Source organism: Leifsonia sp. Root4 (genome assembly GCF_001425085.1).
Classification (GTDB): Bacteria; Actinomycetota; Actinomycetes; order Actinomycetales; family Microbacteriaceae; genus Microterricola.
Window position 1 is genome coordinate 680,987 of sequence record NZ_LMDN01000002.1, and the last position, 19,552, is coordinate 700,538.

A 19,552-nucleotide genomic window follows, 5' to 3' on the forward strand; every position below is an offset into this window, starting at 1 on the left:
ACTTCCTACTTCTTTGTTGGTTTCGTCATCCGCCCAGTGAACGGATGCCGCAGCGATGAGTGCCGGTGGGGATACCGTAATACCCCCACCGGCCGCACGCTGCGATGGATCGCGGCTTATTAGCCCTTGATCTCGTCTTCGGTCCAGTAACCGCTGTCGACCAGGACCTCGTTGATGTTGTCCTTGACAACGATCTGCGAGGGGAGCAGGTACGACGGGACGGTGATCTTGCCGTTGTCGTAGTCGGTCGTGTTGTTGACCTCGACCTCTTCACCGTTCAGGATGGCGGACGCCATCGTGACGGCGACCTCCGCCAGCTGGCGGGTGTCCTTGAAGATGGTGGCGAACTGCTCGCCCGAGTTGATGGCCTTGACCGAGTCGAGCTCGGCGTCCTGGCCGGAGATGACGGGCCACTCGTCGCCGACGGTGTAGCCGGCATCCGTCAGAGCGGAGATGATGCCGCGCGACAGTCCGTCGTACGGGGAGAGAACGCCGTTGACCTTGGAGCCGTCGGAGTACGTCGACGTCAGCAGGTTCTCCATGCGCTTCTGGGCGACTTCGCCGTCCCAGCGGAGGATGGCGGCCTGCTCGAACTCGGTCTGGCCGCTCTTGACGACGAGGGTGCCGGCGTCAATGAAGGGCTGGAGCTCGTCGATGGCACCCTGCCAGAAGAACGTGGCGTTGTTGTCATCGGGCGAGCCGGCGAAGAGCTCGATGTTGAACGGGCCGGCGGGGGCGCCGTCGATCGGGGTGCCGTCGAGCTCGACGAGGCCGAGTCCGTTGAGGACCGACCATGCCTGCTGCTGGCCGACGATGTAGTTGTCGAACGACGCGTAGTAGTCGACGTTCTCCGAGTCGCGGATCAGGCGGTCGTAGGCGATGACGGGGATGTCGTTCGCTGCGGCCTCTTCGAGAACGCTGGTCAGCGTGGTGCCGTCGATCGAAGCGATGATCAGGGCCTCTGCGCCCTTGGTGATCATGTTCTCGATCTGCGAGACCTGCGTGGGGATGTCGTCTTCTGCGTACTGCAGGTCGACCTTGAAGCCCTGGGCCTCGAGCTGCTCCTTGACGGCGTCGCCGTCCTGGATCCAGCGCTCGGAGCTCTTCGTCGGCATCGCAACGCCGATGAGGCCGCCGTCGCCGCCACCCTCGCCGGCCGAATCGCCGGAGGTGCCGGAGCAGGCAGCGAGTGCCAGCATGGCGCCGGCCGTGAACATCGTGAGAAGGACCTTCTTCGTCTTCACTGTGTTTCCTTTCGTTGTGACATGGACATCATTGTCGGGTGGTGCAAACCGGATTCGGCTTCGTCCATGAGAGCCGGGATCCGGATCGGCAGCGCGGCTGTCGCGCCTTCGATGTCTGGGTGGTGCGCCGGCTAGCTGCTGCTCGCCTTCGCACCCGTGGCGCCGGAGCGCCGCGTGGGTGGTGGAGTCGTGGGTGCTTTCCGCGCGCCGCGCGGAGTCTTCGGCGGGCGGGCGTTGCCGGCCTGACCGTAGACATTCTGGTAGCGATCGAAGAGAGCGTCGATCGCGGGCTGGGGGATCTCGATCACGGCGCCGCCCTGGCGGGCCAGGTGCACCGTGCGGGCGGCGTCCTCGACCATGACGGCGGCCTTGACCGCGTCGCGGGCGTCCGTGCCGATCGTGAACGGGCCGTGGTTCTGCATCAGCACGGCGCGGGAGCGGTGACCGCTCAGCGTCTGCACGATGCCGCGACCGATCGAGTCGTCGCCGATGACAGCGAATGGGCCGACCGGAACCGGGCCGCCGAACTCATCGGCCATGGCGGTGAGCACGCATGGGATCGCCTCGCCGCGGGCGGCCCAGGCCGTCGCGTAGGGCGAGTGCGTGTGCACGACGCCGCCGACCTCTGGCATATTCCGGTAGACGTATGCATGCGCGGCGGTGTCACTCGACGGTGCCCGGTCGCTGCCGGGGGTGTCCGTGATAACGGTGCCGTCGAGGTCGCAGAGGATCATATTCTCTGGGCCGAGCTCGTCGTACGAGACGCCGGACGGCTTGATGACGAAGAGGTCGGCACCTGACACACGGGCCGAGACGTTGCCGCCGGTCCAGGCGACGAGTCCGTTGCGGGTGAGCTCGGCGTGCAGCTGCGCGACCTCGGTGCGCAGACGGGCGATGGCCACCTCGAGGGTGGGACCGTAGCCGCTCACGAGCGGACTCCCGTGCTGCTGGTGGTGCTGCGTCGAGACGCGGATGCGGCGGCGCCGGCGGGTGCCGCCAGGCCTGTCTGCATCGACTGCTGCTTCACGTTCTCGACTCCTTTGTCGACACACCGGGTGTGTCTGGGCATTTCCATCCGGGCGGTTGACCGCCGGATGTGACACTCAATGTGAACGGTCACATCGAGTGTCCTCATGTTAGCCGCATCGAGGATCGGATTGTCAAATCTCGCATGTCTCAGATTTGTAACGGTCCTGCGATCCCCGTGATCCCGGGGCTGATCGCGCTCTCAGCGCGCTCCCGGGGTGCACGGATGGCGCGCTAAGCGCGCACGAAGCTCGCGCCCAGCGTGCGAGCGGGCTTAGAACGCCGGCAGGCCCGTCGAGGCGCGCACGATGAGCTCAGGCACGAGCAGACGGCCGCCGGCCGCCTCTTGCACGTCGCCCGTCTCGGCGCCTGTCGCGGTGCCCGGCGCGGTGCCCGGCTCGGTGCCGTTCTCGGTGCCGGGCCCGGCGTCTTCGGCGGCGGCATCCGGCGCGGCGGCGCCAGGCACGCTCGAACGGCGGCCGATGTCGGTGATCAGCCGCTCGACACAGCGCCGGCCGAGTTCGGCGAAGTCCTGGCGCACGGTCGTGAGCGGCGGCGCGAAGTGCGCGGCCTCGGGGATGTCGTCGAATCCGACGATGCTGACGTCCCGCGGTACATCGAGCCCCGCATCGCGCACCGCGTGCATGAGGCCGAGCGCCATCTGGTCGTTCGAGGAGAAGATCGCGGTGAAGTCGCGCACACTGAGCAGCTCGCGCCCGGCGTAGTAGCCGAAGTCGGCCGTCCAATCCCCCAGGATCGGCGCGGTGGTCGCCACCTCGCTGTCCGACATCTCCCGCAGGAATCCGGTCATCCGCGCCTCGGCCTCGATCCAGTCCTGGGGGCCGGCGAGATGGTAGATGTGGCGGTGGCCGAGCTCGATCAGGTGGCGGGTCGCCAACCGGGCGCCGCTGATCTGGTCGACGGCCAGCGTGTTCCCGTCGAACCGCCCGCTGGACTGCAGCGTGACAAGCGGCACGTCGATGGCGAACTCGGCCAGGATGTCGAAGACGCGCACCTGCGGGGCGATGACGACGATGCCCTCGACCGCCTGCGCCATCAGGTGTTCGACCGCGCCGGTGATGGCCTCACGGTCGGCACCGACGATGTTCGCCGTGTTGATGTAATAACCCTGCGCGCGGGCGGCGACCTCGATCGCGGCGATGCTGCTGGCAGGGCCGTATTGCGCGCTGGAGGCCGAGAGCACCCCGATCGTGCGCGAGCGGCTCGTCACGAGGGCCCTGGCGGCGCGGTTCGGCCGGTACTGCAGCTGGTCCATGACCGAGAGCACGCGGGCCTTCGTCTCCGGCCGGATGCTCGGGTGGTGGTTCAGCACGCGCGAAACTGTCTGGTGGGAGACCCCCGCCAGACGCGCGACATCGCGAATACTCGGAGCCCGCCCCCGGCTGCCTTCGTCTGTCACGGTCATCCCGTCTCTGCGATGTTGAATCTGCGCTGGTGAAACGTGCGCGGGTGAGAACCTGCGATGCCTCGCGATGTGTACGTTCACATGCGTGCGCGCAGGTCAATTATGCACCCCGCGTCGTCGTGTGACTGTCACATGTGTTCCTGTCACATCCGCAACTGTGCCTGTCACATCGGCTCGTGTGACAGGCACATCCGCGGCAGAGGTCGCCGCGAGCGGCTGCCAGCACTGTCGAGGATGCCGGCATCCGCCCCCGTGGAAGCCCGCGGAGCGGCGGGAGGTGATCGGCGCGAGCGGAGGCCGGAACCGCCGGAACGGGCCTCCGTCGGCGCCGATGGCCTCCCGAGGTGCCGCCGTCGGGTGCGCTCTGGGCGGGCTCGGCGCGCAGGCGCGCTCTAGGAGAGCGGAACCGTGACCGATGCCCGCCTGCTCACGAGCACGGCAACCAGCCAGAATCCGCCCGCCAGCGCGAAGCAGCCGACGAACGGCACCACGCCGCCGAATGGGGAGAGCAGCACGAACACGATTCCGGCCAGCGCGATGGCGATGGCGGCTCCGATTCCGTCGGAGATCGCGATCGCCGAGCTGTTGAAGCCCTGGTCGGCCTCGCTCGACGACTGGAGCGTCATCACCGAGGTGCGCGGGTACATGATTCCCATGCCTGCACCGGCGAAACCCCAGGCGACGATCAGCACGAGCGCGGGCAGCGCCAACGCGACGGCGGTGAGCGTGATCGCGAGGGAGGCGCCGAGCAGTGTCAGGCCGATGCTGAGGCAACGGGCGTGCGAGAGTCGCTCGGCGTAGCGGCCTTGGATCTGCGCGGTCACGGCCCAGGCGAGGCCGCCGAGGGTGAGAGCGAGGCCCGCCAGAGATGCGGTGAGCTCGTAGCGTTCGGTGAGGATGAGAGGAACGTACACCTGGGCCCCGAAGAAGGCGCCGGCGATGAGCCCGCGCACGAGCACCGTGGCCGGCAGCCCGGCGGCGGCGCGGAGCGCGCCAATCGGGAGTAGCGGGCGCAGCGCGATTGCGAGCACGACGACGGCGAGCACGGGCAGCGTCCAGAGCACCCAGCCGGCGGCCTCCGCGCTGAGATTCAGCACGAGCACGGCGGCGGCGGCCAGCACGGCCCAGAGAATGCGGGGGATGTTCCACGGGGCGACGGGCGCGTCGGCATCCGCCTCGTGGATCATGCCGCGCAGCGCAGGCACCACCATCGCCAGCGCCGGGATGACGAGCGCGACGACGCCGAGGAACACCCAGTGCCAGCTGGCCACATCGGCGACGACGCCTGCCACGAACGGGCCGACGAGGGATGGCACGACCCAGGCGGCCGAGAAGCCGGCGAAGATGCGCGGCTGCAGGGCGTGCGGGTAGACCCGGGCGACGATCACGTAGAGCGCGACCGTGAGTCCGCCGCCGCCGAGGCCGTGGATCAGGCGCCCGGCAACGAGCACCTCCATGCTCGTCGCGGTGCCGGCGAGGATCAGGCCGATCGCGAACAACGCGACGGAGGCGTAGAGCGGCGCCTTCGGGCCGCGACGATCCGCCCAGTTGCCGGCGAGGACCATTCCGACAACGCTCACCGCGAGCGGCCCGGCGAAGGCGAGCGCGTAGAGCGAGAGCCCGTCGAGCTCGGTGGCGATCAGTGGCATGACCGTCGTGACCGCGAGCGACTCAAATGCCGCAAGGAGAATGAGCACGCACATGCCTATGCTGATCCAGCGATATTCGGGGCTGAGCACGCTCGTGGGGCGCTGGGGGCGGTCGTCGGCCCGCACGGATGCCTGCGCGGAGTCCGCCCTCGGAGTGGAGGCAGCTCCCCCGACGCCCGGGTTCGGTGTTGACGGGTCGTGGGGATCGGTGGGGCTTGTCTCGCGGAATGGCACGTCTCCGAGCCTAAGACCTCAACAGCGCTTGAGATCAAGCTCGCGGGATTTCGACAGGCTCAATCAACGGCGGGGTGCTCAATCAACGGCCGGGTGCTCAATCGGCGCGACGCGCAGCGTCGCGAAAGGCGGCAGCCCTGCCCAAGGAAACCTCGGAACCGTCACCGCTGCTGGGGGGATTTCGACAGGCTCAATCGGCGGAAAGGTGCTCAATCGGCGGAAGGGTGCTCAATCGGCGGATGGGTGCTCAATCGGCGGAGGGTGCTCAATCAGCGGAGGGGCTCAATCAGCGGAGGGGGCTCAGTCGGCCCGACCGCGCGACCCGATGCGCGCCGCCCAGGTGGCGAAGTCGCTGACGAACGCCTCGAGCGGGCCGCGCCTGCCGAGCAGCGCCAGCACGGCACCGATTGCGAGCACGACCACGACGTGCACGGCGAGGATCCGCCACCCGAGGTACCACCACGGCAGCTCAGCGAACGACGCCGGCTCCATCAGGATCACGATGCTCGTTGTGAGCGCGACACCGAGCACGTGCACCGTATATATGGTGAGCGGTGCCGCGCCGGCCGCCGACATCGGGCGCAGCACGCCGAGCAGCCAGCGCGGGGCCCATCGTGCGAAGGCCAGCATGAGCGCGATCACGAGCAGCGCGACACCGATGCCACGGAGCACGTCGAAGATGGTTCCGGTGTGCGGGGCCGCGCCGAGCAGCCACCACCATTCTGCAGACACGGGGGCGCCGTGACCCGATTGCCCGACCAGCTCCTCAAGCCGTGCCGGATCGGCTGCCGGCGTCGTCGCCGTGATGGCCGCACGCCCCCACAACTCGAAGATCAGCCGGGATGCACCGAGACTGACGGCGGTGAGCACGAGTCCGGTCACGCCGCTTCGGACGATGAATCGGCGCTCGGCCGGCCCGTCGCGCCGAGCAGCCAGCAGCAACCGGGCGAGCGCCATGCCGACCAGCAGGTAGACCAACCAGGTGATGACGGGATAGGTTCCGGTCACGAAGACGGCACGCACGGCGAGGGCAGGGTCGCCGAGATCGGTCCAGGGCAGGCCGCCGGCCTCCGCTGAGACGTCGAGTGCGCCGCGTGTCGCGGTGGTGACGAACGGGCCGACCAGCGCGATGAGCGCAGCGCTGACGAGGAGCCAGCGCACCGGCATCCGCAGAAAAGGGATCGTGCAGAGCATCGCGACCCCGAAGTACACGAGCACGACCACCACGCTCACCGGCAGCATCGCGAGCGTCGCACCGAGTGCGATCACGAGCACTCCGCGCGCGGCCATGGCGCAGGCCGCCGCGGCGTAGGAGTCGGCCTCGAGGTAACGGCGGGTGGCGAGGATGACGCTGATTCCGCCGATCACGGCGAAGAGTGTTGAGGCATTGCCGTCGACGAGGGAGCTGACCCAGGCCTGGTGCCCCGGCATCCCCGGTTGCAGCAGCAGGTGCGCACACATCATGCCGAGGATCGCGAGGAAGCGGGCGAAGTCGATGCCGACGAGGCGTGCGATCTGGCCCGTCCCTGCGCCCCGTTCGGCCTGAGCCGGCACGGGAACCGGGGCGCCGTTCACCCATCCGGCGGCTGCGGGAGTGGGAACGGTCATGGTTCTCCGGGTGCTCAACGGGCGCGTCGAATGCGGCGCAGCCCCATTCTGGCGGCTGAAGCTTTGCGTGCGCTCAGCGACCCGGCGATTCCGTTTTACTCGGGCAGCGTCGCGAAGGCGCGCACCGGGAAGGTGCCGAAGCCTTCGACCTTCGGCGGCACCGCGGTGAAGCGCGCGCCCCGCGCCGGCAGCTCGCCCAGGCTGGTGAGGTGCTCGACGACGTGGATGCCGGCCTCGAGCAGCAACGTGTGCGCCGGGCGTGCACCGCCCGATTCCGGCTCGGTGTCGTCGATGTTGAGCGAGTCGATGCCGACGAGCGCGACGCCCTGGTCGATCAGGTGTCTGGCACCCGCCTCGGTGAGGAACGGCGCCCCGTGCGCGTACTCGAGGGTGCCGAAGTGGCGGTCCCAGCCGGTGTGCAGCATCACGGCCGAGCCCGCGAGTGCACGGTCGAAGAACACCTCGGCCGGGATGCCGCGGCTGCCGGCATCCGTGAGGTGGAAGACCTCGGTCGGCAGGTCAACGAGGGTGTCGAGCGCGAGCCCCGCCAGGTCGACGCCGCCCTCGTAGCGGTGAAACGGGCTGTCGAGGTAGGTGCCGGTGTTGCCGATCATCGTGATGAGGTCGAGGGCGAACTCGGTGCCGGGCGCGTACTTGCTGCGGGAGTCCTCGCGAGTGAGGTGCGGGGTGATCACGGGTGCGGGCAGGCCGGGATAGGTGACGAGGCCGGCGCGGATGCTGTGGCTGAGGTCGACGATGCGGCCGACCCGCGCGGGGCCGGCGGACTCGGCATCCGCTGCACCCTGCTCGGCCAGGCTGTCGGCGAGCGCGCTGCCCTCGAGCGCCTCGCTGAGCATGTCGGCGAAGGGGATGCCGCGGCTGCCCTTGTGCTGTTCCCGCACCGTCTCGATGTTGGTGAGGGTGACGTTCTCGACGAGCGTGAGCCCGAGGTGGCGCACGAAGAGCTCGGCCAGGCGCTGCTTCGACACCTCGCCGGATGGCAGGTCGAGTCGGAAGCCGTGTGCGACGAGGTCTCCCCCGTTGACGAACGTGACGACGGCGTCGAAGTGCGCACGGTACTCGGTCATGGTGCCTCCAGAGGTGTTGCGGTGGGCGAGATTTCGACAGGCTCAATCATCGGAGCCCCGCTGGTTGAGCTTGCGCCGTCCTGAGCTTGTCGAAGGGTCGAAACCGGGTTGGTTGAGCTTGCGCCGTCCTGAGCTTGTCGAAGGGTCGAAACCCGGGCGGTCCTGCGGGCGACGCGGCGTTTGACGAGGGCGACGACGATGGCCGCGAGGGCCAGCACCGCCGGGATCACGAGGTTCGGTCCGGCCAGCACCAGCAGCCCGACGGTGAGCACGCTCGACACGATCGCCATCCACCAGCCGATGCTCCAGCGGTCGAGGATCTTGACGGCCGCGATCATGCCGAAGGCGTAGATCGCCGCCATGCAGCTGGTGTGCACGAGGATGAACGCGGTCAGGTCGAAGCCGTTGGCGGCCATCAGCGCGTAGTAGATGGCGATGAGCACGGCGGTCACGCTGAGCGCCCGCCGCGGAACCGCCCCGTCTTCGACGCCCTTGGCCAGCCAGCGCGGAAGGTCGCCGTCACGGCCGAGGGAGGCGCCGAGTTTGCCGAAGGCGCCGAGGTAGACGTTGATGACACCGAGCACGACGACACCGGCGACGATCGCGACCGCGACCGGCCCGACGCCGGGCGCGACGGCCGACACGAGGTTGATCAGCGGCACAGGGCCGTTGCCGGCATCCGGCCCGAGGACGGCAACGGTGACGATCTGCAGCAACAGGTAGGCGACGCCGACGACGACAACGGCGATGCCCGTCGCCCACGGGATCACCTTGCGTGGGTTCGCGAACTCGCCGGCGATGTGGGTGCCGACCTCCCAGCCGGCGAAGGCCCAGAGGAAGAGGCTGATCGCCGCGCCGACCCCGGCGAGTCCATGCGGCAGGAACGGCTGGAAGTTGGCGGGATCGGCGGCCGGGAACGCGACGGCAACGACCCCGATGACGACGGCGAGCAGGAGCACGGTGAGGCCGAGCTGCACGGTTCCCGAGACGCGCAGGCCGAACAGGTTGGCGACGAAGGGCGGCACCAGGATCGCAAGGCCGACGATGCCGACGGCGGAGTGGTCGACGCCGAGCACGGCCACGATGTACTCGGCGCCGAGCACGCCGACGACGGGGCCGCCGACGCAGACGCCGAAGTAGAACCAGTAGCCGGCGATGCGGGCGGGGGTGTTGCCGAGCGCCCGGCGCACATAGCTGGCGACTCCGCCCGGGTCGGGGTAGCGTGCGGCGAGCGCCGCGAAGGTGCCGGCCAGTGGGATCGAGAGCAGGAAGACGGCGGCGACGGCGAGGATCGAGCCCGGTCCGGCGACGGACGCCGTGAGCCCGGGCAGCACGAGGATTCCGGTTCCGAGCACAGCCGCGATGTAGAGCGCCGTGCCACGCACGAGGCCGAGCGAGCCGCGGTGCTCGACGGCTGGCGCACCCTTCTCCACGTGGGAGGCGGATGCTGCTGGCACGGTCGTCGAGGTCACCTCCCCATCATGCCGCTCCCGCGCACCGCGGCGCGCTGGCAGAAATGACACTGTTCATGCAAAAACTGCCAAGCGTCGTTTCTGTCACACGTGAGGCCGCTGCCGAGCGCGCCGACGCGCCTCACTCGGAGCCCGGCTCCCCGCCCTTCGGCTCCTCCATCCACCACTCGGTGAAGGAGCTCGCCCGGCCGTCCGGCGCCAACTGCACCACCCAGAGGTTGTGGTAGATGCTGTCGTCGGCGTAGTCCGTCTTGCCCCGCACCACCGCGGTCTCGGCGCTGACCAGCACCGGCTCCCACTCGAAGGTGACCTCATCCGGACCGTCGCCGTTCTCGATCCACTTCGCCACGATCTCGTCCTGCCCGCGCCATGGCGCGCGGTGCGGGCGGGTGCGGTACTCGGCATCCTCGGTGAAGATCGCACGGATGTCGGCAGGCTCATTGCTCTTCCAGGCGCGCTCGTATCCCTCGACCCAGCGCGTGATTGCGTCTCTGTCAGTCATGGCACAGTTCTACTCCGCACCGCCGACCGTGGCCACCCCCTCGGCCACTTGCCCGAGGGCCGGTACGCTCCGCCGGTGATTCGGTCGACGCGCCGCCCGCGGGGCCCGTCCCACCCGCGTGTCGGCCGAAACACCGGCCGAACGCACGGCCGCAGGTGCGGCGGCTCCAGCGGGTGCGGCGGCTACAGCGGCTATAGCCGCGCCAGCGCCTGCTCGACGTCGGCGAGCAGATCGGCGACATCCTCGATGCCGACCGAGAGCCGCACGATGTTCGGCGCCACCTCGAGCTCCGTGCCGCGCACCGAGGCGTGCGTCATCTCGCTCGGGTAGTTCACGAGCGACTCGACCCCGCCGAGCGATTCCGCCAGCTGGAACAGTCGCATCGACTCGGCGAAGCGCCTGGCCGCCGGCTCTCCCCCACTCAATGCGAGCGAAATCATGCCGCCGAAGCCCGACATCTGCCTGGCCGCGAGCTCGTGCCCCGGATGCGTCTCCAGCCCCGGGTAGTAGACGCGCTCGACCGCGGTGTGCCCCTGGAGGTAGGAGGCGATGGCGTACGCGTTGGCGCTGTGCCGCTGCATCCGCACGTCGAGTGTCTTGATGCCGCGGGCGGTGAGGAAGGCATCCATCGGCGCAGAGACGGCGCCGGCCGCGAACTGAATGAAGCGGATCTTGTCGTGCAGATCGTCGTCGTTCAGCACGACAGCACCGCCGATCACGTCGGAGTGCCCGCCCAGGTACTTCGTCGTCGAGTGCACGACGACGTCTGCGCCGAGCGCGAGCGGTTGCTGCAGCGCGGGCGAGGCGAAGGTGTTGTCGACGACCACGAGGATGCCGTAGCGGTGGCCGAGCGCGGCGAGCGCGGCGATGTCGCTGACCGCCATCAGCGGATTGCTCGGTGTCTCGACCCACAGGATCTTGGTGCCGGACTCGATGGCCGCCTCGACCGCGGCCAGATCCGTGAGGTCGACGGGGGTGTTCCGGATGCCCCACGCGCCGTGGATCCGATTGATCAGCCGGTACGTTCCGCCGTAGGCGTCGTTGCCGAGCACGACGTGGTCGCCGGGGGCGAGCGCGGCACGCAGCAGGGCGTCCTCGGCCGCGAGGCCGGAGGCGAAGGAGAGGCCGTGGGCCGCGCCCTCGAGGGCGGCGAGCTGGGTCTCGAGTGCCGTGCGGGTCGGGTTGCCGCCGCGGGAGTACTCGTAGCCGCCGCGGAGGCCGCCGATGCCGTCCTGCACGAAGGTCGAGCTCTGGTAGATCGGCGGGATCACGGCGCCCGTCGTCGGGTCGAAGTGCTGGCCCGCGTGGATCGCGCGGGTGGCGAAGGCGTCGGAGTCTGTGGGAGAGGCGGAGCTGGTCATGATGTCGGTTCTTTCGTGTGGCGTGGCAAGCAGGGAGGGTTTCGACAAGCTCAACCGGCGGCATCCCGTTGATTGAGCCGGCGACATCACTGGCTGAGGTAGCGGAGCAGGTCGTGGCGGGTGATGACGCCGAGCGGCTTGCCGCCGTCGGTCACGAGCAGCGCGGTCGCGGCACCGAACGCGGCCCTGGCGTTCGCGACCGGCTCGTTCACGCCGATCAGTGGCAGCGCCGCCCCGGTGAACTGGCCGACCAGCGCGCTCAGCGGAGCCTCGCCAGAGAACACCTGATCGAGCAGCTGCCCCTCCTCGATCGCGCCGACCACCTCGCCCATCACGACCGGCGGCTTCGCGCTCAACACGAGCAGCTGCGAGACTCCGGCGGCGGTCATCGCGTCGATCGCCTCGCGCACCGTGTCGGTCGGGTGCACGTAGAGCAGCGCCGGCGTGCGGTCCGCCTTGGATGCCAGCAGTTCCGCGACCGTGTGCCCGCTCGGGGCGTTGCTGAAGCCGTAGCTGCGCAGCCACTTGTCGTTGAAGATCTTGCCGAGGTAGCCGCGACCGCCGTCTGGCAGAAGCACGACGACGACGGCATCCGGGCCCAAGTCGGCCGCGGCTCGGAGTGCGGCCACGACGGCCATGCCGCTGGAACCGCCGACGAGGATCCCCTCCTCGCGGGCGAGCCGCCTGGTCATGGCGAAGGCGTCGGCGTCGCTGACGGCGAGCACCTCGTGCGGAATGGCCGGGTCGTAGGCGCTCGGCCAGAAGTCCTCGCCGACGCCCTCGACGAGGTAGGGCCGACCGGTGCCTCCGGAGTAGACCGAGCCCTCCGGGTCGGCGCCGATGATGCGCACCGTGTCGCCGGAGACCTCACGCAGGTAGCGCCCGGTTCCGGTGATGGTGCCGCCGGTGCCGACACCGGCGACGAAGTGGGTGACCGTGCCGTCGGTATCGCGCCAGATCTCGGGACCGGTGCTCTCGTAGTGGCTGAGCGGTCCGTTCTGGTTCGAGAACTGATCGGGCTTGAACGCCCCGGGGATCTCGCGCACCAGCCGGTCGGAGACGCCGTAGTACGACTCCGGGCTGTCGGGCGCGACGGCCGTCGGCGTCACGACGACCTCGGCACCATAGGCACTCAGCACGTTGATCTTGTCTTCGCCGACCTTGTCCGGCAGCACGAAGATGCAGCGGTAGCCGCGCTGCTGGGCCACGAGGGCGAGCCCAACGCCCGTGTTGCCGCTGGTCGGCTCCACGATGGTGCCGCCCGGTTTCAGCTTGCCCTCGCGCTCGGCCGCATCGATGATGCGGGTGGCGATGCGATCCTTCGCCGAGCCACCGGGGTTCAGGTACTCGAGCTTCACGAGCACGGTGGCCGCGATGCCGTCGGTCACGCGGTTGAGCTTGACCAGCGGCGTGTTACCGATGAGGTCGACGATCGATTCTGCAAAGTGCATGGTGGTGTCCTTCACGAGCTGTCTTGTCAGGGAGGAATCCTCTGACGGATGCCGCGGCGCCCCTCCCGAAACCGCCCGGAAACGGCCTCGAGTGTCGAGGTCTCAGGCTGTGGGAGTGCTGCCGCGCAGGGTGGTGAGTCTGTTTGAGGGCGCGTCGATCAGCGACAACAACAACAGGACTTCACAGTGGACACGCTCTCACTGTAGCCACGAGCACCGGCCGTGTCACGTTCACGACCTCAATCGGCAGAAGCGATGGCGCGCGGACGGCGCCAAAAACGGGTGGGAACAGGTGGCGGGTGGCCCGCGGCACCCGGCGCATGTTCAGCGCCTCCCCAGCGAATGCCGATACATTCGTATTCATTCGGTGTCTGCACTGCGCACCGGACGAACCGCTTTTGCACCCACCCACGCTCAGCATTCGAGAGGCCGAGAATGTCTTCTTCCCCGACCCCGCCCGTTCCCCCTGCCGCCAAGGCGCAGGCGAAGGCGCTCACCGTCAAGGAACAGCGCGCCGAGGCTCGCGCGAAGAAGCTCGAGGAGTACAAGAAGCGCGAGGCCAGGGCCCGCCGCAACCGCCTGATCGGCATCTGGTCGGCCGTGGCCGGCACCGTCGTGATCGTTGCCCTGGTCGTCTCAGCGATCGTGCTCACCCCACAGCGTGCGAGCTACACCGCCGGCAGCGATGGCGCGAAGATCTCCGGTGTCGAGACGTTCAAGAATGGCGCAGGCCACGTCGAGGGCACCGTCGACTACCCGCAGAACCCGCCGGCCGGTGGCGAGCACAACCAGATGTGGCTCAACTGCGGCGTCTACGACCAGCCGGTTCCGAACGAGAACGCCGTGCACTCGATGGAGCACGGCGCCGTCTGGGTCACCTACGACCCGAAGCTCTCCGATGACGACCTCGCTGCGCTCAAGCTGAAGCTGCCCAGCAGCTACATCGTGCTCTCCCCCAAGGAAGACCTGCCCTCGACCATCGTGCTCAGCGCGTGGAACGCGCAGCTCCAGGTCGACTCCGTCGACGACGAGCGCGTCGGCGAGTTCCTCGAGGAGTTCTGGAAGAGCCAGTTCGTTCCCGAGCCCGGCGCCCTGTGCTCCGGCGCGCTGGACGCACCCGGCAAGGTCTCCTAGAGGCGACATCCGTGACAGACACGATCGAGCACACGAGCGGCGCCGTCGAGGCCGTTGACGGCACCGAGGGTACGGGGCCAGGGCGCCGCATGGGCGGGCGCGTGTTCGTGGCGATCATCGCCGTGCTCGCACTCGTCGTCGTCGCGCTCGTCTCCTTCTCGATCGGTCGTCTCAGCACGATCGGCGCGACGCCGGGCGACACCAGCGCGGAGGCAGGCTTCGCCCGCGACATGCAGGCGCACCACGTGCAGGGCGTCGAGATGGCGATGATCATCCGCGACCTCACCGATGACCCTGAGACGCGTCTGCTCGCCTACGACATCGCGACAACGCAGGGCCAGCAGTCCGGCCAGCTCTACGGGTGGCTCAGCGAGTGGGGCCTCGGCCAGTTCGGCCCCGAGCCGTCGATGACGTGGATGACGCGTCCGGCGCTGAACGGCGAGGGCGGTCACGCCCACGCCGCCTCGACGGATGCCGCGAGCACCGACCACGTGCCCGGCGGCCCCATGCCCGGCATGGCCACGGCCGAGCAGCTCGCCGAGCTGAAGGCCGCAAGCGGCGTCGAGGCCGAGCGCATCTTCCTCACCTTGATGATCGCCCACCACAAGGGCGCGCTCGAGATGGCGGATTCGGTGCTGGAGCGCAGCACCAACTCGGTGATCGTGCCGTTCGCGAACTCGGTGCTCGCCAGCCAGGCCTCCGAGATCGAGCTGATGGAGAGCATGCTGGCCGAGCGCCAGTAGCTCCAGCGCCGCCCGGTCCGGCGGCCCGCACTGGCGGCCCGCTGTGGCGGCTGCCCCTGCCGTCATCCGCCAGCACGGCAACCGCCCGCGTACCGTGCGCCGGAGATTCGGTCGACATGCCGGCAGGGGCGACCGCCCCGTCGGTGTGTCGACCGGATCTCCTCCGGAACGCACGCCGACTCCACCCCGGCTACTCCGGGAGTTCGCCCACCGGCAGCTCCAGCCCGACCGCGGCCAGCGCGCTCTGCTCGGCGAACAGCCGCGCGTAGCTGCCGCCCGCCGCCAACAGCTCGACGTGGGTGCCGCGCTCGACCAGGCGACCGGCCTCGACCACGAAGATGACGTCGGCATTCACCACGGTCGAGAGCCGGTGCGCGATGGCGATCGTCGTGCGCCCGCGGGCGGCGTCGTCGAGCGCCGACTGCACGATGCGCTCCGAGATCACGTCGAGCGCGCTCGTCGCCTCGTCGAGCACGAGCACAGCAGGGTCCTTCAGCAGCACTCGCGCGATGGCGATGCGCTGCTTCTCGCCGCCGGACAGTCGGTAGCCGCGCTCCCCCACGACGGTCGCATACCCGTCGGGGAATGAATCGATCGTGGCGTGGATGTTCGCGGCGCGGGCCGCCCGTTCCAGCTCGGCGTCCGTGGCATCCGGCTTCGCGTAGCGCAGGTTCTCGGCGATGGTCGCGTGGAAGAGGTAGGTCTCCTGGCTGACGATGCCGATGTTGGAGACGAGCGAGCGTTGGGTGAGCCCACGCACGTCGACGCCGGCGAACTTCACAGCACCGCTCGTGGCCTCATAGAGTCGCGGTACGAGGTAGGAGACAGTGGTCTTGCCTGCGCCGCTCGGGCCGACGAATGCCGCGTACTGGCCCGGTTCGACAACGAAGGAAACGTCGTTCAGCGTCGGGCGGGCGTCGGCGGCCTGGTCGGGGTAGAGGAAGCTGACGTGCTCGAACTCGACGCGGCCGAGCTCGGCCGCGTCGGGGCCGGTGACGCCGTTGTCGGCTGCGGATGCCGGCAGCTCGACGGCATCCGGAGCATCGACGATCGCCGGCTTCAGGTCGAGGTACTCGAAGATGCGGGCGAACAGCGCCGAGGAGGTCTGCAGGTCGAGTGCGACGCGCATGAGCCCCATCAGCGGGAACATCAGGCGGGCCTGCACGGTGGTGAACGCGACGATGGTTCCGGCCGTGACGTCGGGTGCGCCACCGGCCACGAGGTAGCCGGCCGCCAAATATACGATCGCGGGAATACTCGAGAGGAAGATGTTGACCAGGGCGAAGAACCACTGCCCGCTCATCTGCTGGCGCACCTGCAACGACACCTGGTTCGCGTTCTCGTCGGCGTAGCGGGCGATCTCGGTGCCCTGCCGGGTGAAGCTCTTGGAGAGCAGGATGCCGCTGACCGAGAGCGTCTCCTGGGTGATCGCCGTCATCTCCGAGAGCGACTCCTGCGTCTTCGCGGCGATGCGTGCCCGCACCTGACCGACCCGGCGCTGGGCGATCACCATGATCGGCATGAGCACAACAGCGATCAGCGTGAGTTGCCAGTTGAGGATCAGCATCGCCACGAAGGCGGCGATCACCGTGACCGTGTTGCCGAGCACGCTGGAGATCGTGTTGGTGAGCACGCTGGCCACGCCGCCGACATCGTTCTGCAGGCGCGACTGGATGACGCCGGTCTTCGTGCGGGTGAAGAAGCTCAGCTCCATCGCCTGCAGGTGGGTGAACAGCCGCACCCGCAGCGAGCCCATCACGGAGTTGCCGACGGTCGCGGTGAGCCAGGTCTGCCACACGCCGAGAAGGGCGCCGACGACGAAGATGAGGACCATCGCCGCGACGAGCCAGCCGAGCAGCGGGAGGTCTGGTTCGCCGCTGGGCGGGAACAGCGCGTGGTCGAAGACACGCTGCGTGATGAGCGGAGGAATCACGCTCAGCCCCGCACCGATCAGCACGAGCACCACGGTGATGATGAGTTCCGTCTTGTACGGAGCGAACAGCGCCGCGATGCGCGAGAGCAGGTGTGGGATGCGCGGGGCCTCCGCGTTGATCGCGCGCTGCGCCTGCTCGTCGGCCGCGCTCACCCGACCACCGCGGCCACCGCCGCCGCCCCCGCCGCCGTTGCGAACGCCTCCGCCGCCCGCGCCACCGCCGTGTGCTCCGCTCATGTGCGCTCCTTCCGGTCCCTCCTCACCCTACGGCCACCGGATGCCGGGTCGGCGGTTTCGCGCAGACGCTCAGGGCTTCGCGTGCATCGCTGCTCCTTCGTCGCTGCGCCGCTCGCTCAAGCCAGCGTGCATCTGCAGCCCGGCGAGAGAATGCACGATGACTCGATGGAGGCACATCCCCACGCTGGCTCGAGGGAGCAGCCGAGGAACGAGGCCGCCCCCGAAGCCCTGACACACGCCATGACTTCGCGCAGAAGCTCAGGACCTCGCGCCGACGACTGCGACGCTACCCCTTCGTCGCTGCGCCGCTCGCTCGAGCCAGCGTGCATCTGCAGCCCGGCGCGAGAACGCACGATGACTCGACGGAGGCACATCCCCACGCTGGCTCGAGGGAGCAGCCGAGGAACGAGGCCGCTCCCGAAGCCCTGACACACGCCATGACTTCGGGCACACGCTCAGGACTTCGCGCCGACGACTGCGACGCTAGCCCTTCGACGAACCCGCGAGCAGACCCCGCACGAAGTAGCGTTGCAGCCCGAGGAAGACGAGCAGCGGAATCACCATCGACACGAAGGCGGCCGCTGTCAGGCGTTGCCATTCCTGACCGCGCGAACCCGTCATCTCGGCGAGGCGTTGCGTGAGCGGCGCGACATCCGGAGTGCCGCCGGAGAAGATCAGGGCGACGAGAAGGTCGTTCCACACCCAGATGAACTGGAAGATCGCGACCGAGGCGATGGCCGGAAGGGCCAACGGGATGGCGATCCGGAAGAAGATCTGCCCGTGGCTGGCACCATCGACACGGGCGGCCTCGATCAGCTCACCCGGGATCTCGCTCATGAAGTTGTGTAGCAGGAAGATCGCCAACGGCAGGGCGAAGATCGTGTGCGCTATCCACACCGGCGCGTACGTCTCGGCCGGGATGATCGGCACGAGATCGTGCAACTGTTCCTGTGCCGGCAGCAGGAACGCGGAGAACATCTGCAGCAGCGGGATGAGCGCCATCTGCAGCGGGACAACCTGCAGCGCGAAGATCAGCACGAACAGCGCGCCACTCCACTTGAACCTCATCCAGGCGAACGCATAGGCGGCCATGGTCGCGAGCACGAGCGGGAAGATCGTCGCCGGGATGGTGATCGCCAGCGAGTTCACGAAGTACTGGCCGAGCTGCGGTGCCGATGCGGAGGAAGAGAACAGCACCTCCTTGTAGTTGTCGAGCGTGAACCCGGGATTCTGCAGGATCGTCCACCAACCGGTGGTCTTGATCTCCTCCTCGGGCCGGAACGAGGAGATGAACAGGCCGAACGTCGGGATCGTCCAGACCACGGCAATGATCAGCGCGATCACCGTCGCCGTGCGCGAGGTGAGCCGGCGCTTGACCCGCTTCGTCTTCGAGTCGGATGCCGCCAACTCGTAGCCGGTGTTGCGCGAGCGCTTCTCCGCACCGGGAACCGGCAGGTCAACAATGTTGTCGCTCATCGGATCTCCCTCTGCTGGCGCAGCACGCGCACGTTGTAGATGACGATCGGCAGCACCATGACGAACAGCACGACGGCCAGCGCAGCGCCGCGCCCGGCCTCGCCGGCGCGGAACGCCTGCGTGTACATCTCGTTGGCCACAACGCTCGTCTCGAAGTTGCCGGCGGTCATCGTGCGGACGATGTCGAACACTTTGAGCGTCGCGATCGAGATGGTCGTCACGACCACGACGAGGGCTCCGCGGATGCCAGGCAGGACGACGTTCCGGAAGCGCTGCCAGCCATTGGTGCCGTCGAGTTCAGCGGCCTCCAGTTGCTCGGTCGGCACGCCCTTGATCGAGGCGGAGAGCACGACCATGGCGAAGCCGGTCTGGATCCAGACCATCACGATGATCAGGAAGAAGGTGTTCCATGGCGACTCCTGCAGCCAGCGCACCGGCTCGCCGCCGAGCCAGACGACGATCTGGTTGAGCAGTCCGATCTGCTCGATGCCGGGCCCCCGGTACTCGTAGACGAAGCGCCAGATGATGCCGGCGCCGACGAAGGAGATCGCGATCGGCATGAAGACGAGGGCCTTGTAGACCCTCTCGCCGCGGGACCTGTCGATGAAGACGGCGTACGCCAAGCCGACGACCGTGGCGATGAGCGGAACGAGGATCACCCAGATGATCGTGTTGCGCAGTGAGATGAGACCAGCCGGTTGAGTGAAGGCCCAGACGAAGTTGTCGAGACCGACGATGTCGCCGGCACCGTTGGCGAAGGAGAGCAACGTCGTGCGCACGGCGGGGTAGATCAGACCGGCCGCAAGCAGCAGCACGGCCGGTGCGAGGAACAGCGTCAGTTGCCAGAGATCGCGCCCGCGCTTGGGCGCCTTGTCGATGAGGAAGAGAATCAACCCGACCGCGGCCGCGAAGAATGCGAGCGCGAGCACCACCTGGGTGATCTTGCCGATGAGGTCAGCCGTCGTCAT

Annotated in this window: 15 protein-coding genes; 2 read left to right on the forward strand and 13 right to left on the reverse strand. The window is 68.5% G+C overall.

The features are described from left to right. Window positions 1-119 precede the first annotated feature (119 nt). The 10 genes from chvE to ASC66_RS09295 all read right to left on the reverse strand — a co-directional run bounded on the left by chvE (window position 120) and on the right by ASC66_RS09295 (window position 13,061). The gene (gene chvE, locus ASC66_RS09250; RefSeq protein WP_502691597.1) at window positions 120-1,217 is read right to left on the reverse strand and encodes a multiple monosaccharide ABC transporter substrate-binding protein; all 1,098 of its coding nucleotides are present in this window, start codon (window positions 1,215-1,217) and stop codon (window positions 120-122) included. A gap of 158 nt (window positions 1,218-1,375) precedes the next feature. Continuing rightward, the gene (locus ASC66_RS09255; protein ID WP_082492189.1) at window positions 1,376-2,173 is read right to left on the reverse strand and encodes an L-ribulose-5-phosphate 4-epimerase; all 798 of its coding nucleotides are present in this window, start codon (window positions 2,171-2,173) and stop codon (window positions 1,376-1,378) included. 371 nt (window positions 2,174-2,544) lie between these two features. Next, window positions 2,545-3,696 carry a LacI family DNA-binding transcriptional regulator gene (locus ASC66_RS09260; protein WP_082492190.1) on the reverse strand — a complete coding sequence of 384 codons (1,152 nt, stop codon included), beginning with the start codon at window positions 3,694-3,696 and terminating at the stop codon, window positions 2,545-2,547. 392 nt (window positions 3,697-4,088) lie between these two features. Further along, the gene (locus ASC66_RS09265) at window positions 4,089-5,399 is read right to left on the reverse strand and encodes an MFS transporter (protein WP_082492191.1); all 1,311 of its coding nucleotides are present in this window, start codon (window positions 5,397-5,399) and stop codon (window positions 4,089-4,091) included. A 480-nt stretch (window positions 5,400-5,879) separates the two neighbouring features. Continuing rightward, complete coding sequence (locus ASC66_RS09270; protein WP_055838019.1) at window positions 5,880-7,187, reverse strand: heparan-alpha-glucosaminide N-acetyltransferase domain-containing protein; 1,308 nt, start codon at window positions 7,185-7,187, stop codon at window positions 5,880-5,882. A 95-nt stretch (window positions 7,188-7,282) separates the two neighbouring features. Beyond that, a complete protein-coding gene (locus ASC66_RS09275) occupies window positions 7,283-8,275 on the reverse strand; it encodes a cyclase family protein (protein WP_055838022.1) in 993 nt (330 codons plus the stop codon). Continuing rightward, on the reverse strand, window positions 8,272-9,747 hold the full coding sequence (locus tag ASC66_RS09280; protein WP_055838025.1) for an APC family permease: 1,476 nt from the start codon (window positions 9,745-9,747) through the stop codon (window positions 8,272-8,274). The genes ASC66_RS09275 and ASC66_RS09280 overlap by 4 nt, the downstream gene beginning before the upstream one ends. 121 nt (window positions 9,748-9,868) lie before the next feature. Then, entirely contained in the window at window positions 9,869-10,249 is a 381-nt protein-coding gene (locus ASC66_RS09285; RefSeq protein WP_055838027.1) for a nuclear transport factor 2 family protein, read from the reverse strand. Between the two features lie 191 nt (window positions 10,250-10,440). Continuing rightward, the gene (locus tag ASC66_RS09290; RefSeq protein ID WP_055838030.1) at window positions 10,441-11,610 is read right to left on the reverse strand and encodes a cystathionine gamma-synthase; all 1,170 of its coding nucleotides are present in this window, start codon (window positions 11,608-11,610) and stop codon (window positions 10,441-10,443) included. Window positions 11,611-11,696: 86 nt separating this feature from the next. Next, window positions 11,697-13,061 (reverse strand): cystathionine beta-synthase, encoded by a 1,365-nt coding sequence (locus tag ASC66_RS09295; protein ID WP_055838493.1) that lies wholly within the window; start codon window positions 13,059-13,061, stop codon window positions 11,697-11,699. Window positions 13,062-13,496: 435 nt separating this feature from the next. On the opposite strand from ASC66_RS09295, the gene ASC66_RS09300 reads away from it, so the two are divergent. Both ASC66_RS09300 and ASC66_RS09305 read left to right on the forward strand, forming a co-directional pair. Beyond that, window positions 13,497-14,195: a DUF3105 domain-containing protein gene (locus ASC66_RS09300; RefSeq protein ID WP_055838033.1), complete on the forward strand. Its 699-nt coding sequence runs from the start codon at window positions 13,497-13,499 to the stop codon at window positions 14,193-14,195. An 11-nt stretch (window positions 14,196-14,206) separates the two neighbouring features. Then, window positions 14,207-14,938 carry a DUF305 domain-containing protein gene (locus tag ASC66_RS09305; protein ID WP_055838036.1) on the forward strand — a complete coding sequence of 244 codons (732 nt, stop codon included), beginning with the start codon at window positions 14,207-14,209 and terminating at the stop codon, window positions 14,936-14,938. Between the two features lie 190 nt (window positions 14,939-15,128). Here ASC66_RS09305 and ASC66_RS09310 read toward each other — a convergent pair whose 3' ends face one another. The 3 genes from ASC66_RS09310 to ASC66_RS09320 all read right to left on the reverse strand — a co-directional run bounded on the left by ASC66_RS09310 (window position 15,129) and on the right by ASC66_RS09320 (window position 19,552). Continuing rightward, entirely contained in the window at window positions 15,129-17,108 is a 1,980-nt protein-coding gene (locus tag ASC66_RS09310; protein ID WP_055838038.1) for an ABC transporter ATP-binding protein, read from the reverse strand. Window positions 17,109-17,591: 483 nt separating this feature from the next. Further along, the gene (locus ASC66_RS09315) at window positions 17,592-18,584 is read right to left on the reverse strand and encodes a carbohydrate ABC transporter permease (RefSeq protein WP_055838041.1); all 993 of its coding nucleotides are present in this window, start codon (window positions 18,582-18,584) and stop codon (window positions 17,592-17,594) included. Further along, window positions 18,581-19,552: a carbohydrate ABC transporter permease gene (locus tag ASC66_RS09320; RefSeq protein ID WP_055838044.1), complete on the reverse strand. Its 972-nt coding sequence runs from the start codon at window positions 19,550-19,552 to the stop codon at window positions 18,581-18,583. The genes ASC66_RS09315 and ASC66_RS09320 overlap by 4 nt, the downstream gene beginning before the upstream one ends.